Source organism: Klebsiella sp. 141153 (genome assembly GCF_032601995.1).
GTDB lineage: Bacteria > Pseudomonadota > Gammaproteobacteria > Enterobacterales > Enterobacteriaceae > Klebsiella > Klebsiella aerogenes.
Genome location: NZ_JAQIRJ010000012.1, coordinates 107,404 through 122,533 on the forward strand (window position 1 = coordinate 107,404; position 15,130 = coordinate 122,533).

Consider the following 15,130-nt stretch of genomic DNA (forward strand, 5'->3'; position numbering starts at 1 on the left):
TTCAGCGGCTTTTTTATTTTACCCGCGAGGTCAGGCCTCTATTTCACCTTCCTGGCGTATCTGATTAGCCCAACGCTGCGCCGATTCCGGCACGGTGAACGCCGGTGAACGGCGGAAACGCTCGCCCATCAGTACAAAGGCGACATATTTGCCCCGCAATATCCAGACATCGCGAAAATGGTCCATTTTAACGGCATGATCCGGCGGCGCAGGCTCGACGCGCGGCACGTAGCTAATGACAGGGCGATTTTGTTGGCGCAATGTTTTCATAACAGATGGATTCACTAAGCAAAGCGGGAACATAAACCCCTATCATAGCCGATCGCCCCCCTTTTCGTCGCCCCTCCTCCGCTAATGCGCATTTTAGGATAACTCTATTCGTTTCTGCCCGGCGAACCCAGAACAATGTTCTATAGTTAGAAGGGTTTTGGTTTAGCAACGACCACTTTTAGCAATGAAAGCAGGAGACGAGCAGATGTCAGAAAAACACCACGACCCACACAGCCGACAGGCTCCGGTACACGATAGCGATGAAGCAAAACCGGGCCTTGATTCACTGGCACCCGAAGACCGCGAATGGCGCCCTACTCCCCAGCCAACCGCGCCCGGGGAGCAGCCGACGTCGCCCGGCAGCCTGAAAGCGCCGGATACTCACAGCATAAAATTAGATACGCTTGAGCCGCAGCGTAAAGGCGGCGAAAACTTCCCGCTGACCACCAATCAGGGGGTACGCATCGCCGACGATCAAAACTCGTTACGCGCCGGCAACCGCGGACCAACGTTGCTGGAAGATTTTATCCTGCGTGAGAAAATTACCCACTTTGACCATGAACGCATTCCCGAGCGTATCGTTCATGCTCGCGGTTCCGCCGCGCACGGCTATTTCCAGCCTTACAAAAGCCTGAAAGAGATTACCAAAGCCGATTTTCTGTCCGCGCCGGAAAAAATCACCCCTGTTTTTGTCCGCTTCTCCACCGTTCAGGGCGGCGCGGGCTCGGCCGATACCGTGCGTGATATCCGCGGCTTTGCCACCAAATTCTATACCGAAGAGGGCATTTTCGACCTGGTGGGCAATAACACGCCGATTTTCTTTATCCAGGATGCGATTAAATTTCCCGACTTTGTCCATGCGGTGAAACCCGAACCGCACTGGGCAATTCCGCAGGGACAAAGCGCCCATGACACCTTCTGGGACTATGTTTCGCTGCAGCCGGAAACATTGCATAACGTGATGTGGGCCATGTCCGACCGCGGCTTGCCGCGCAGCTATCGCACGATGGAAGGTTTCGGCATACATACTTTCCGTTTCATCAACGCCGAAGGCAAAGCCACCTTCGTACGCTTCCACTGGAAGCCGGTGGCCGGTAAAGCATCCCTGGTGTGGGATGAGGCGCAGAAATTGACCGGCCGCGACCCGGATTTTCATCGCCGCGACCTATGGGAAGCCATCGAGGCTGGCGATTATCCGGAGTTTGAGCTCGGCCTGCAGTTAATTCCAGAGGAAAACGAGTTCGATTTCGACTTCGATCTGCTGGATCCGACCAAACTCATTCCGGAAGCGCTGGTGCCCGTGCAACGAGTCGGCAAAATGGTGCTTAACCGTAACCCCGACAACTTCTTCGCTGAGAACGAACAGGCGGCATTCCATCCGGGTCATATCGTGCCGGGTATCGATTTTAGTAACGACCCGCTGCTGCAAGGGCGACTCTTCTCCTATACCGATACGCAAATTAGCCGCCTCGGCGGGCCAAATTTCCACGAAATTCCGATTAACCGCCCTACCTGCCCGTATCATAATTTCCAGCGTGACGGCATGCACCGAATGGAGATTGATACCAATCCAGCAAACTATGAGCCCAACTCTATCAACGATAACTGGCCTCGCGAAACGCCGCCGGCGCCGAAACGCGGCGGCTTTGAATCACTGGCGGAACGCGTTGATGGCGAGAAAATCCGTAACCGTAGCCCCTCCTTCGGCGAGTACTACGCCCAGCCTCGCCTGTTCTGGCTCAGCCAGACGCCGATTGAGCAGCAGCACATTATCGGCGGCTTTAGTTTTGAGCTGAGCAAAGTGGTCAGAGTCTGGATCCGCGAGCGGGTGGTCGATCATCTGGCGCATATTGATATCGGGCTGGCGGAAGCGGTAGCCAACAATCTCGGTATCGAACTCAGCGATGAGCAGCGGAATATTGCCCCGCCAGCGCCGGTTAACGGCGTGGAGAAAGATCCAACCCTCAGTCTTTACGCTGATGGCGATGGCGACGTAAAAGGACGAATTGTCGTGGTATTACTCAACGAGAAGACCTGCGCGCAGGATGTACTCAACCTGTTGCAAGCGCTGCAGGCCAGAGGCGTCCACAGCAAACTGCTCTATTCGCGTATGGGCGAAGTCAGCGCCGATGATGGATCGCAGCTACCGATCGCCGGAACCTTCGCCGGCTCGCCATCGTTGACGGTTGATGCGGTTATCGTTCCCGGCGGCGATCTGAGCAGCATCAGCGATAACGGGGATGCCCGCTACTATCTGCTGGAAGCCTATAAGCATCTGAAGCCTATTTTACTGGCGGGCGATGCGCGGCAGTTTAGTTCGCTGCTACAGGTGCCCGCTGCGGGTGAAGAAGGGGTTATCGAATGCGACGCGATAAATACGCTTAGCGTCGATAAGCTGCTGACGTTACTGGCCGCGCATCGCGTCTGGTCAAGAAGCAGTAAAGTTGCGGCCATACCCGCATAATAAAAAGCCCGGCAGTTCATGGCTGCCGGGCTTTCCTCTCTTTATACGTCGCGATAGTTTCCGAGCCGGTAGCCGCGTTCCGCAATAGCGTACTTCAGTTCGCCGGACGTCAGCACGTCCAGTTCGGTCAGCCGCGGATAGCAGTAAGCGCTGCCCATAATGGTGTTATCGACAAATGCCGGATGACACATCACTTCCAGCGAGTTTTCCTGCTGTTCAAGTGAGGCATCCAGCGTCTGCAGGAACAGCGCTTGTGAAACCGCTTCACCGTAAAATTCGCTGCTGAAGCCATCGCTACTGCGAGCCGCATCCTGATCGAGGCCATTCAGCGCCGCCACCTGGCGGTCGATACGCAAAGCAACGCCCTTTTCGCGCGCAAAAGCGGCGACGATGGGGTAGATCTGCGCGATCATATGCACGTGGTGGTGGCTGTCGATATGGGTCGGTTCGCAACCAAACAGTTCGATAAAACGCCGGTACTGGCACTCCAGTTCGTGGGCGATCTCATCCAGCGGCAGGCTGTCTTCTTCCGCCATCTGCCAAATCCATTTGCCCAACCGCCCGTCGCGGGTTAACCCCGGCATCGCCGATAATGGCTCGCCCAGCGTCAACACAAAGTGCATGCCCACCGCCAGCTCGGGCAGGCTGCGACTCAACTGGGCGGCGTGGCCGATAGCCGCGCCGTTGACCAACGCCGTGGTCGACGTCACCAGTCCGTTCCTGCAGGCTTCGATAATGCCGTAGTTCTGCCCTTTGCTCAGGCCATAATCATCGGCGTTAACGATCAATACGCGTTCCATCGGCCGCTCCCGTTACTGTTTCAGTTTTTCGATAGTCGCTGCAAAGTTCGGCAGCCACTTCTCATGGGCGAGGATCATCTCCCGCGCCAGCTGCTCGGCATCGCGATCCGAATGAATCAGCGGACTTAAATTCAGCGCCAACAGTACGTCATTAAGCTCGCCGCTTATTGCCGCCTGGCTGGCCGCCACTTCAAAGCCTTTGATGGTATAAATCAGCCCCAGCACTTTTTCATCAAAATGCGTGATTCGCGGCGTTGGCTTCGCACCGTCGCGGCCCAGCGTACAGGTCATTTCTACCGCCCAGTCGGCCGGAATATTATCAACGTGGCCATGGTGCGGAATATTCACATAGTGCTCGGCCTGCTTATCATTGTAAATGGCGTTAATCACCTCGCAGGCGGCATCAGAGTAGTAAGCACCGCCTCGCTGCTCAAGCTCCTTCGGCTTAATGTTCAGATCCGGATTTTTGTACAGTTCGAACAGCTGTTTTTCAACCTTCTGTACGACCTGAGCGCGCGCGCCGCCTTTGTAGTACTCGCCCATCTCAATCGCCAGCATCTCTTTCGGCTTGAAGTAATAAAGCAGATACGAGCATGGGATCAGGCGCAGTGAGCGAATCAACCCTTCGCTAAACGGCAGGTCGAAGATATTTTTCACCGAGTTCGCGGTCAGGCGGCCAGAAGCCACGCCGTCCAGCAGTTCATCGAAGCGCGACACGCCATTGACCAGCACATCGCGAACGAACACCAGGTGGTTAAGGCCGAACAGATCGATATTCAGTTCATCGCTCGGGCTCAGCTGCAGCACATCGGTAATAAACATCTTCATACCGATTGGAATGTTGCACACGCCGATAAAGCGTTTGAAATTGGTGTGGCGATATACCGCCTCGGTGACCATACCCGCCGGGTTGGTAAAGTTAATGATCCACGCATCGGGGCAAATTTCCTGCACATCTTTGACAATATCGAAAATCACCGGGATGGTACGCAGGCCTTTAAACAGACCGCCCGCACCGTTGGTTTCCTGGCCAAGATAGCCATGGCTTAGCGGGATACGTTCATCTTTTTCACGCGCTTTCAGCTGGCCAACGCGTAGCTGCGTGGTGACGAAATCCGCCCCTTCCAGCGCCGCGCGGCGATCCAGCGTTTTGTAGACTTTCATCGGCACGCCGGCTTTTTCTACCATCCGCTGGCACAGCGCATGGATGATATCGAGCTTCTCCTGCCCTTCTTCCACGTCCACCAGCCACAGTTCCGTTACCGGCAGCTCATGATAGCGTTTGAGGAAACCTTCCAGTAATTCCGGGGTATAGCTGCTGCCGCCGCCGATAGTCACGACTTTTAATTTCTGGCTCATATCTTTCTCCCTTAGGCGCTACGCGTAGACGTAGACCGCTCTCCGCATAAATGCGGACAGTTAACTTGAATGAATAAACCGCGCGGTAAATTCCGCTGCGAGTTAATTAATATTGGTCAGCTGTTTGCGATAACTGCTTGGCGTAAAGGAAGTCAGCTTTTTGAATGTTTTAATAAACAGACTTGGGCTGCTATATCCTGATTCATACGCAATATCAGTGACCGAATAGTTGGTAATTTCCAGCTGTTTTTTCGCGAAATTGATGCGGATATCATTAATGATCTGCATCGGCGTCTTACCATAATAGCGCTGGGTCGCCCGGGTTAAATATTCTTGCGTTTTCCCGGACAATTGCACCATATTTTCCAGCGCGCTTTCGCCAAATTTGTTTTTATCGTGCATATCTTCTACGGTATTTTTCAGCCAGTGAGGAATCACATCTTCAACGGGCTCTTCACGATAATGACGTAAGCGGTTAATGGTGTAAAACGAGACCAGTTCAATAAACTCGTCAAATTCAGTCTCGCGAAAATTCAGTGAAGCAATAACCGACTCGATATAACTGAGAAAGGCGCTTTGCACCGCATAGACCTGAGAGGCGACCAGACCGAACGGCAGCAGCGGCAGATAATGTTTCTCAAAGAAGCGTCTGCTGATGCCAACGTTAAGAATGCGCGTCGCACCAAACTCGTAAAAGCTCTGATGGTGCGACCCCATTGGGATAAAGACAAAGTCCCCGCGCTCCAGCAACACCCGCTTGCCATTAATTTCCTGATAATAGCGCCCGGTTAAAACGATAGTGAACTCGTAGTAATCATGCTGGTGAAGCCCGCTCACGCTCTCCGTTTTGTTATAGATGACCACATGAAAGTTTTTCCCGTTGAAGAGCTGTTGTTCCCTGGCGGTACTGATCTCGGTGGTCATCATCTTCGGCTGCCTCATCGTTCGGATAGCCTATTGTACCTTCTCGTGCAGCTCGATCAATTCGGCCACCAGTTCACGGGCCAGCATTGAGGTCATCAGATGATCCTGCGCATGAACCAGCACCAGACTCACCTTCATCTTGCCCTCGCCTTCATCGCTTTCAATAAGCTGGGTCTGGACGCGATGCGCTTCGCTCAGCGCCATCCGCGATTGCTCCATCATCGATTTCGCGGCGGCAAAATCCCCCTGCTTCGCCTGCTTCAGCGCCGCATAGGCCAGGCTACGCGCCTGTCCGGAGTTGATAATCAGCCCCATCACCACCTCTTCGAGGTCATTTTCCGGGGTTTCTACCGCGTCGATGTTATCCAGATCAAACATAATATTTCCCTCGTTTCTCAGGCGGTACGGGAAGAGCCCGTACCGCTCGACATCAGAATTTCAGTGCGTTAGCAATATCTTCTTCGCTTTCTTCCTGCTCGATGGTGCTCTGCGCTTTGTTCGACAGGATGACGAACGGCAGGTACACGGCAGTAGCGACACAAAGGTTGAAGAGCGCGACCAGCAGGGCAGCAACGCTACCGTTACTGTTAAAGAAAGCGCCCAAACCGGTTGGCATCGTCCACGGGGCCAGGTTGGTCACCGGTGGGATAATGCCCAGGCTATAAGCGGCCAGCGTAATCGCGGCCAGAATCGGTTGGACCAGAACGAACGGGATGAACATGACCGGGTTCATGATGATCGGCAGACCGAACAGAATCGGTTCGTTAATCTGGAAGATGCCTGACGGCAGCGCCAGCTTAGCGACCTGACGATGATCGGCGCGGCGAGAAGCGATGAAGATGGCGATAATCAGACCCAGCGTCGCACCGGAACCACCCAGCAGGATGTAGGAGTCGAGCATCGGCTTCGCCCAGAAATGGAACTGTTTGCCGGCTTCGATGGCCGCGTCGACAGAACCATACTGGTTATACAGCGCGATGTTTTCCAGCGCCCACGGCGTCATAATGCCGTTATCCAGCGCGGTCAGCGCCAGCGAACCGTGCACCCCGAAGAACCACAGCAGGGAGTTAAAGATTACGTACGCCCAGCCAACGACGCTGCCCATCGCCGCCAGCGGCGTGGAGATGGAGTCCATGATGATCTGATGGAAGTTGCTGCCGTAGTTTGACAGAATCCACGAAATAATGCCGAAGACCGACAAAATCAGGAAGCCCGGGATCAGCGCCGAGAAGGAACGCGATACCGATGACGGCACGCTATCCGGCAGTTTAATGACCCAGTTGCGACGAATGACAAAGGTGAACAGTTCCGCCACCACCAGGCCGATAATCATCCCGGAGATAATGTTCTGCCCGCCGAGCCAGTTGGCGCCAACGGCGTAGGCTTCACCCACGCTATAAGGCGTGACGGTCATAAAGGCAGCGACCGCCAGCAGACCGGCAGCCATGGGGTCGACTTTACGCTCTTCGGCCAGCGCGGCGCCGATAAAGAACGGCGCCATCAGCGACATAATGCCCAACGTACCGTTATAGACATTACCGCCGATGGCTTTAAAGCCGTTTAAGGTTTCAATGGTGGAGGCATCCAGGCGAATCCCCATTGAATAAAAGAAAGAACCTTCACCAAAGCTCAGAAAAACGTTGTTGATTAATACGAACATGGCCCCGGCGAGGGTCAGCGGCATTAATTTAATAAAGCCGTTTTTAATCGCATTAATGTGCGGTTGCTTTCCTATTTTAACAGCAAAAGGAAGGAGTACCTTTTCAAGCGAATCGATCACTTTACTCATAGTCAATACCCTTAAAAGCCGCAATAAAATATTACGGCGATGATGTATGAAATTACTCTTTGACGGGAAAATAAACTGTTGAATATAGTGGCGGCTAGTATTAATTAACTACCAGACGCCAGAATATCGCGAGTTTAAAAAATAAAATTATTGTGCAGCAGCTTTCTTAATGGCCGCGACGGCCGCTTTCAATACACCTAAGCCATCAACTTTACCGTACAGAATGGAGTCAATGACCTCTACCGGCTTGTTCGGCAGCAAACGTTGGATTTCCGGCAGCATATACGCAATTTGTGGCCCTAATAATACGACATCAGCTTCCGGCCCTTTTTCACCGGCCAGCGTTTCAGGATACGCTTCAATAATTACCGGGACTTCATATTTTTCTGCCTGGGCACGCATTTTGGAGACCAGTAGTGAAGTGGACATGCCAGCCGAGCAGAACAGATAGATATGTTTCTTTTCCATGAACGCTTCCTCAATTTGTAGGACCTGGGCCTCAGCAATGACTGAGAGCCGGTAAGACTGGTAACTTTCGGTTAGTTTTGTTTATGCATTGAGTATACGGCAACATTTGGCGGCAGGATAATTCCCTGTTGAACAGAATTGTCTCTCATTGACCTCGCGTTTTGACTACCCTCACATTTCCCCCAAATAATTCGCGCAATTAAATAAGCATTAGCCGCCATAAAAAAGCCCGACCAATGGTCGGGCTTTCGTAGCTCTCAGCTTGTGACGCGTAGTTATTTGCTGTTACGCGGATCGGTGTCGTACTCGGCGCAGGTCTGGTAGCCGGAGTTCATCACGTGACCGGTCTCGTCCAGCGCGACGAAGTAGGTTTCAATTTTACCATCCCGTTGACCCAGGATATAAGTCTGGCAAGTTCCGCGTGCGTGGATCATGGTGACTTCAGATGACGGTTTACCGGCAATCTGCATAACCTGGCTGCGGGTCATGCCTTTTTTGACATCCTTAACAACTGGCTGTGTGAACTGGTCTTTGGTGCGGTCATAGGCCGTACACCCCGCCAGCATGGTTAATACTGCCGCTGCGCCCATCAATCCTGCTAATTTTTTGTTCATATTCCGTCCTCATTATGTAATCGGCGTGTTTTAAGCCTGGAATAAAAAGCGTTATTTTTCAAGCCAAACGTCGAATTCATGTAAATTCAGAACTTTTCTGGTAACCAGATATGTGCAAAAAAACAGCGGCGCAGCGCACTCTACTTCCAACTACCTTCCGCACCATAATTAAATGCTATGCCATTGGTTGCCTTCTTTTCGGTCAGTCAGCGGTACCAGCCTTGTCGTTTCAGCAGCAAAGAGGTAGTTTTAGACCATGCTGGTTGCCATACAGGCTCACTTTCCGGAGGGCGTAATGACGCTTCAACAACAAATTATTCAGGCGCTGGGCGCGAAGCCGCAGATTGATGTCGAAGGCGAAATTCGCCGCAGCGTGGATTTCCTGAAATCCTATCTGCAGACCTACCCGTTCATTAAATCACTGGTGCTCGGCATTAGCGGCGGCCAGGATTCGACCCTTACCGGCAAACTATGCCAGATGGCGATCGATGAGCTGCGTGCCGAAAACGGCGATCGCAGCCTGCAATTTATCGCCGTGCGCCTGCCTTATGGCGTCCAGGCCGATGAGCAGGATTGCCAGGATGCCATCGAATTTATCCAGCCCGACCGCGTGCTGACCGTCAATATTAAAGGCGCGGTGCTGGCCAGCGAGCAGGCGTTGCGAGAAGCGGGTATTGAGCTGAGCGATTTTGTTCGCGGCAACGAGAAAGCCCGTGAGCGAATGAAAGCCCAATACAGTATCGCCGGCATGACCAAAGGCGTGGTCGTGGGAACAGATCATGCCGCAGAAGCGATCACCGGCTTCTTTACCAAATACGGCGATGGCGGTACCGACATTAATCCTATCTTCCGTCTCAATAAACGTCAGGGCAAACAGCTACTGGCGCAGTTGGGCTGTCCTGAGCACCTTTATATGAAGCAGCCGACCGCCGACCTCGAAGATGACCGCCCTTCTCTGCCGGATGAAGTCGCGCTGGGCGTGACCTACGAAAACATTGATGACTATCTGGAAGGTAAAACCCTGGACGAGAACATCGCCAAAACCATCGAAGGCTGGTATCTGAAAACCGAGCATAAGCGCCGCCCGCCGATTACCGTCTTCGACGATTTCTGGAAGAAGTAACTACTCCCCTGCACCCCGGCCAGCGCCGGGGTTATTTTTTGTTCTTTTCGCCGTAAAACTCGCCTGCTATACTGGATACATAAACAGTATCAGGAGTTGTTGTGGCCAGAAAACAATCTGCCCCGCGTCTGGAATTTGAAGCGGCGGCAATCTATGAGTACCCCGAACACTTACGTCCATGGCTTGAGGCCTTGCCAAAGCTGCCAGGGGTGTATCAGTTCCATGGGGAAAGCGAGACGCTGCCGCTTTATATCGGTAAGAGCGTGAATATCCGCAGCCGGGTGCTGTCGCATTTGCGTACCGCTGATGAAGCCTCCATGCTGCGCCAGTCGCGACGCATCAGCTGGCAGCGGACCGCCGGGGAATTAGGCGCGCTGTTACTTGAAGCGCGGTTAATTAAAGAACAGCAGCCGCTGTTTAATAAACGACTGCGGCGTAATAAGCAGCTCTGCTCCTGGCTGCTGGAGGCGGGTAAACCGCAAGTTGTGTATGCGCGAGAAGTCGATTTCTCCCATCAGCAGCACCTGTACGGCCTGTTCGCTAACCGCCGCGCGGCATTACAGGCGCTGCAAACCATCGCCGATGAGCACCGTCTGTGTTACGGCATTCTGGGGCTGGAACCGCTGAGACGCGGGCGCGCCTGTTTTCGTTCCGCGCTGGGGCGCTGCGCCGGCGCCTGCTGCGGTAGAGAGCGCGTCGAAGATCATAACCAGCGGCTGCTGGCGCAGATGAGTAAGCTTCAGCTGGTGTGCTGGCCGTGGGCGGGTCCGGTGGCGCTGGAGGAGCGCGGTCCGGATATGGTCCAGTACCACATCATTCATAACTGGCTGTGGCTGGGCGCGGTGGATTCGCTGACGCAAGCTGCTGAACTCACCGCACTGCCAGCCGGTTTCGATCACGATGGCTACAAGATCCTTTGTAAGCCTTTGCTTAGCGGTGAGTATCAGCTGCATTCATTTTAAAGCGTTAATTTGCGCCGGGTTCTGGCGCAAAGTAACTCCGGCAAACCTAACGGCCGTAGATCATAGCTTTACTACCAGCCGCCGCCGCCACCGTCATCTCCCCCAGAGCTACTATCGGAAAAACCACTATCGCTGGAGCCATAACTACTGTCAGGCAAATCCTGTGAAACAGCTCCAGAGTCAGGTTTAGCAGCAGCCATTGAACAAGCATGACAGCACTCGCAAAATTGAGTTATGTCGTTCCACTCAATACCAGCGAATAATTGCGAGTTCATATCGTGGTCTCTAAGGTAGTCTGCGAATGTCTCCATCCATTCTTTACCTAAGCCGAGCGCTACCGCCACGGGCAACAGCGTTTCGAAATGCGACATGATTTGAGCAGGCGGGTATCGATAGTGTAGATTTTCTTTTTGTGCTGACGCCAGATACAGTTTCACCCCTTTAGCAACGGCGAGTTCATTCAAGCCGCGCTGGGTATAGCGCGGCGTTCGCCAACTTACAAATACGAGAAATGCAAATGCCATCGCCATACCACCAAGGTATCCAGCCGGGGGCTGATTACCCGGTTGCATAAACATGAGAACGTAGCCTCCCCACGTCGTCAAGGAACCAAAAATTAATCCTAAAACAAGAGGAACTGGCCCCCAAAAACGCCACATGTCACGGCGATGACATAAAAATCTCGCCAGGAAAAACCAGATTGCCCCTCCTACCAGCCATAAGAAAAGCACCGGAATAGTGATAAGCGCAATGCGAAAATCCACCCAAATAGCGCAAACTGCAGGCATCAAAAGCGACAGGTAAATACAATGCCTGAGGGGTGGCCCCCACTTACGAAAAAGCCTCTCACGCTGCGCATCATAATATTTTTCCTGATTTCGACGCGCCTTATGTAGTGAGGGTTGATGCCCTGTACAAAGAGGAAGATTTTTTCGCTTTCCACTAAAAATCTGACTAACAAGCGCTTTGTCAGCACGATCCAGACGGCTGTTTCCTGCGGTGTTTAATAGCGAGAGCCGTAGTATTACACCGGCCTTCCTCAGAGCATCCCGTTTTCCACTTACTAACGCGACCGCCCTCTTGGTCACTAATCCAAGCACATCGCTACTGAAAGCAATATCATCATAGTCACGGCGGATAAGAAAACGCAGATAGCCCGGAGTCATACCATTTGGTACATGATCAAGCGAGAAAATAGCCGGCATCTTTAAGCCGGTTTGAATGACATTTTTTTGCCACCAGCAATAGTAATAGCCAATCATTAGCAATAATGGCAGCCATATCACCAGGGTTTCGGGTGTAGGTATCAACAAATGTACTAATGGCGCAACGGCCTTCGGCTGGGGAGCGTTAGCCAGTACCGCTTGCGGCCAGCTATAGACAACCGTTAGACCCTCACCTTTTGCCATAGAGCGTATAGTACGGACACTGCCGTCTGGTAATATGGTCGCTGCAGATCGCTTCGACCCGACCATTACGGAAAACGCTTCAATGGAGTGTAACCGGCGATCTTTTGCTTGAGCGTTCAGATTTTCACTTGCGTTCGGAAGCTGCAGACGAAAACTGGCCCTACTGATAGGCCAGGGCCAGCTACTCCCGGTAACATTCCAGTAAAGCTCATCTTTGCCATGAGATCGGCTGAAATGATTACTCACTTTATAGCGTATTTGATAATGATAGATACCGGGCCTGAGGATATGTCCAGCGCTGCCAATACGCACAATCACTGCTTGCGGTTGTTGATCAAGCTGAAAAAGCTCTGGAACGCCGTTTAGTAATACTGACATTACCGTATAGTTGGCACGGAATATTCTACCATCACGTCGCTCCCAAATATCAGGCAACGTTCGGAAAATGCCCTGGCGGATCCTTCCACGCATAGCTAAAACGCTTATATTCTCCTGGACTTCCATGCTCCCATCGGGATTAAAGCTGGCCAGAACGTCAAATGAAAGGATATGCTCAAAAGAAGGTATTGCTGTGGTTGAGAACTGTCGCGGCTTTTTTACATCCCCAATACCATCGGCGGCGAAAGCCATATAATTCATTAAAAACAATAGGACAGTAAGTAGTTGCGATAACTTAAGGAGTAATTTCGTCATGACATCACTCCGGATGCACGACTAATAGCAAGCCTGGTACCACCGCCCGAAGCTCTTTGGGCTCTATAGCAAGCCGTCGCCCTGTTCCCTTTTGCCAACGATAAAAATAAAAAGAGATGATGGCGATTAGCGCCAAAACATTCCACTCAATTAAAACCGGTTGACTCCCAGCAGATACCATTCAGCAACCCCATTCTTACATAAATATATATAAACATTTGATATTAAATATAAATATTCTTCGAGAGGGGATATTAGCGTGCATCAACAGGGGAGATAAACCGTATCTTTATAAATGTATTCCGATAATGGCGAGCAACTCGCAGAAACAGACGAGCAGGCTGAACGCAACGGGATTAAACGTAAAAAACCGCCGGCCCTGCCCAAAGCCTTACTGGCAATGATTGGGCAAGACCGGCGGTCTTCATTCTTCGCGCTGAGTTACTCAGCAGGTACAGGCATTTTACCTTCCGGCGCTTTACGTTCTGTCAGATGCTTCTCAAAATTCGCATTGAACTGTTTTTTCTGTTCCGGCGTCAGGATGTTGTAAATCTTGTTCTGGGTTTCCATGCGGGAAAGCATCATCTCTTTATGCTGCGCTTCCATTTTGTCGATCTGCGCGCTGGCTTTCGCTTTGTCGAAAGTATCGCTGGCGATCAGATCGTGCATGGCACGACGTTCGTCAAGGGACGGACGTTTCATGTTCTGGCGTTGGCTTTTCATGATGTCACGAACCTGCTGTTTTTGCGCATCGGTCAGGTTCAGATCTTTGAACATCATATCGTGATGACCCGGCATACCTTTATGGTGCATCATCGGTTTGCTATCGGTTTGGGTGGTAGCGGTGGTATCGGCCGCGTGAGCCAGGTTAGCAGCACCCAGAGCCAGAGTAGAGGCAACAAACAGAGCAGTAATCTTCTTCATGGTTATGTCCTTACTATCAGTTATTCTGACGGCGCATTGCCGTGTTGACGAGATTAACTTTACGCGCTTTATCGTCAATTAGTCAGTGCAAGCGTAAAACAATGAAAGTGTAAAAAACATTTTCTCACCAATTGTGGAGAAAATAAGGAAAATGAGGAGGGATATGCAACAAAAAATAAATAACAGGCTGTTTTATAAGGAAACTATGAAGATTATAAAACAGTGGAGATTAAAAACAAAGCATTTAACCAGGAATAATCCGCAAACCATGCCAATGGCACAAATAAATAAGATCGGTGCGCAGCCATATTTCACTCGATATTCACAACCGCGAACAACAACGGCTGTGAATAGTTAAGAAAGGAAATTACAACCGTTCCAGCATCAGCCCAGCCCGTAGCCCTGGCGCTACGCCGGGGTTGGGAAACAGCACGTACTCCTGCGCCTTTTCGACGACATAGCGCGTTTCGCCATCCTCAGCCAACAGCGTCCCGGCGCTGAACGGTGTAAAATTGAGCGTCTCCCCCGACATATGCAACTGGAACTGGTCGCTGTGGCGGGTGATCTGCTGCACCACCCGGTAGCGCAGCGGCGCAGTCGTTTCTTCCACCGCCAAATCGCCCACCAACAGCCTGCTTAACGCCCGCTGCGTCGCTGAGAACTGGGTTAAATCGTTGTCGCCAAAAGGCAGCGCTTTGCCCAACTCCAGCGTACAGGCCAGCGCGGCAAAACGTTCGCAGCTAAAGTGGGTAAAGGTTCCCGCCGGTTGTTGATGGAACACCAGCGCCTCCAGCCCGGCCGCGCCAAGCCAGCTGAGAAAATCTTCGCCCCACGGCTCCTCGCGTGCCGGCAACACGCCAAAGCGCGGATGCAGCGAGCCGCGAATAGCGGTATGCATATCCAGGTGCCAGCGCACGCCATGGCTATCGCTAAAAAAACGCGTCACAGCGCTTTCCAACTGCCGCGCCCGCACCGTTTCACCACTGGGCGCGAACTTGCGCCAGCGTTCGCCGAACATGCGGTTCATATCGCTATCGAGATAGCGTTTATTTTGCCGCAGCGCCGGCGGGTTGCCGAATATCACCAACACACGCCAGCGCAGCGGGAGTTCGCCGCTAAACAACTGCTGAAGCAAAGCGTTGACTATCTCCACCGGCGCGGTTTCATTGCCGTGAATACCGCAGGAGAGCACCAGTGAACGTTCGCAGCGCGCATGCGGGGTCAGCAGCAGGATGCCGCAATCGATCCAGTGCCAACGAAAATGGGCGGTTTCGCCATGAAAATGATGCGGCCAGCGCCCCGCCAGAGTTAGTGCCAGAAAGTCGTCCACG

Annotated in this window: 14 protein-coding genes and 1 pseudogene; 3 read left to right on the forward strand and 12 right to left on the reverse strand. The window is 52.5% G+C overall.

Annotated elements, in window-relative coordinates; all coding sequences use genetic code 11:
• Nucleotides 1-30 precede the first annotated feature (30 nt).
• Nucleotides 31-303: a cell division activator CedA gene (cedA, locus tag PGS10_RS20750; RefSeq protein WP_072047989.1), complete on the reverse strand. Its 273-nt coding sequence runs from the start codon at nucleotides 301-303 to the stop codon at nucleotides 31-33.
• A 172-nt stretch (nucleotides 304-475) separates the two neighbouring features.
• Between cedA and katE the strand changes: the two genes are divergently transcribed.
• Nucleotides 476-2,734: a catalase HPII gene (gene katE / locus PGS10_RS20755; RefSeq protein WP_316423420.1), complete on the forward strand. Its 2,259-nt coding sequence runs from the start codon at nucleotides 476-478 to the stop codon at nucleotides 2,732-2,734.
• A 41-nt stretch (nucleotides 2,735-2,775) separates the two neighbouring features.
• Here the strand turns inward: katE and chbG are convergent, their stop codons facing one another.
• The 8 genes and pseudogenes from chbG to osmE all read right to left on the reverse strand — a co-directional run bounded on the left by chbG (nucleotide 2,776) and on the right by osmE (nucleotide 8,688).
• Nucleotides 2,776-3,534, reverse strand: a complete 759-nt coding sequence (gene chbG / locus PGS10_RS20760) for a chitin disaccharide deacetylase (RefSeq protein ID WP_063414209.1) — start codon at nucleotides 3,532-3,534, stop codon at nucleotides 2,776-2,778.
• 12 nt (nucleotides 3,535-3,546) lie between these two features.
• A complete protein-coding gene (locus PGS10_RS20765) occupies nucleotides 3,547-4,893 on the reverse strand; it encodes a 6-phospho-beta-glucosidase (protein ID WP_045374759.1) in 1,347 nt (448 codons plus the stop codon).
• A 102-nt stretch (nucleotides 4,894-4,995) separates the two neighbouring features.
• A complete protein-coding gene (gene chbR, locus PGS10_RS20770) occupies nucleotides 4,996-5,835 on the reverse strand; it encodes a transcriptional regulator ChbR (RefSeq protein WP_045393229.1) in 840 nt (279 codons plus the stop codon).
• 12 nt (nucleotides 5,836-5,847) lie between these two features.
• Entirely contained in the window at nucleotides 5,848-6,195 is a 348-nt protein-coding gene (chbA, locus tag PGS10_RS20775; protein WP_015366185.1) for a PTS N,N'-diacetylchitobiose transporter subunit IIA, read from the reverse strand.
• 52 nt (nucleotides 6,196-6,247) lie between these two features.
• On the reverse strand, nucleotides 6,248-7,606 hold the full coding sequence (chbC, locus tag PGS10_RS20780) for a PTS N,N'-diacetylchitobiose transporter subunit IIC (RefSeq protein WP_015366184.1): 1,359 nt from the start codon (nucleotides 7,604-7,606) through the stop codon (nucleotides 6,248-6,250).
• 11 nt (nucleotides 7,607-7,617) lie between these two features.
• Nucleotides 7,618-7,683, reverse strand: a pseudogene (locus PGS10_RS20785) (hypothetical protein); the annotation flags it as partial.
• A 70-nt stretch (nucleotides 7,684-7,753) separates the two neighbouring features.
• Entirely contained in the window at nucleotides 7,754-8,074 is a 321-nt protein-coding gene (chbB, locus tag PGS10_RS20790) for a PTS N,N'-diacetylchitobiose transporter subunit IIB (protein WP_015366183.1), read from the reverse strand.
• Nucleotides 8,075-8,349: 275 nt separating this feature from the next.
• On the reverse strand, nucleotides 8,350-8,688 hold the full coding sequence (gene osmE / locus PGS10_RS20795) for an osmotically-inducible lipoprotein OsmE (RefSeq protein WP_045393231.1): 339 nt from the start codon (nucleotides 8,686-8,688) through the stop codon (nucleotides 8,350-8,352).
• A 295-nt stretch (nucleotides 8,689-8,983) separates the two neighbouring features.
• On the opposite strand from osmE, the gene nadE reads away from it, so the two are divergent.
• Nucleotides 8,984-9,811: an ammonia-dependent NAD(+) synthetase gene (gene nadE / locus PGS10_RS20800; protein ID WP_047077943.1), complete on the forward strand. Its 828-nt coding sequence runs from the start codon at nucleotides 8,984-8,986 to the stop codon at nucleotides 9,809-9,811.
• 101 nt (nucleotides 9,812-9,912) lie between these two features.
• Nucleotides 9,913-10,773 carry an excinuclease Cho gene (gene cho, locus PGS10_RS20805; protein WP_316423422.1) on the forward strand — a complete coding sequence of 287 codons (861 nt, stop codon included), beginning with the start codon at nucleotides 9,913-9,915 and terminating at the stop codon, nucleotides 10,771-10,773.
• 71 nt (nucleotides 10,774-10,844) lie between these two features.
• Here cho and PGS10_RS20810 read toward each other — a convergent pair whose 3' ends face one another.
• From PGS10_RS20810 to astE, 3 genes are all read right to left on the reverse strand, one after another.
• On the reverse strand, nucleotides 10,845-12,875 hold the full coding sequence (locus PGS10_RS20810) for a DUF2207 domain-containing protein (RefSeq protein ID WP_316423423.1): 2,031 nt from the start codon (nucleotides 12,873-12,875) through the stop codon (nucleotides 10,845-10,847).
• Nucleotides 12,876-13,316: 441 nt separating this feature from the next.
• Nucleotides 13,317-13,799, reverse strand: coding sequence for an ATP-independent periplasmic protein-refolding chaperone Spy (spy, locus tag PGS10_RS20815; RefSeq protein WP_045393240.1), 483 nt, complete (start codon nucleotides 13,797-13,799; stop codon nucleotides 13,317-13,319).
• A gap of 367 nt (nucleotides 13,800-14,166) precedes the next feature.
• A complete protein-coding gene (gene astE, locus PGS10_RS20820) occupies nucleotides 14,167-15,129 on the reverse strand; it encodes a succinylglutamate desuccinylase (protein WP_047045078.1) in 963 nt (320 codons plus the stop codon).
• Nucleotide 15,130: the final 1 nt, after the last annotated feature.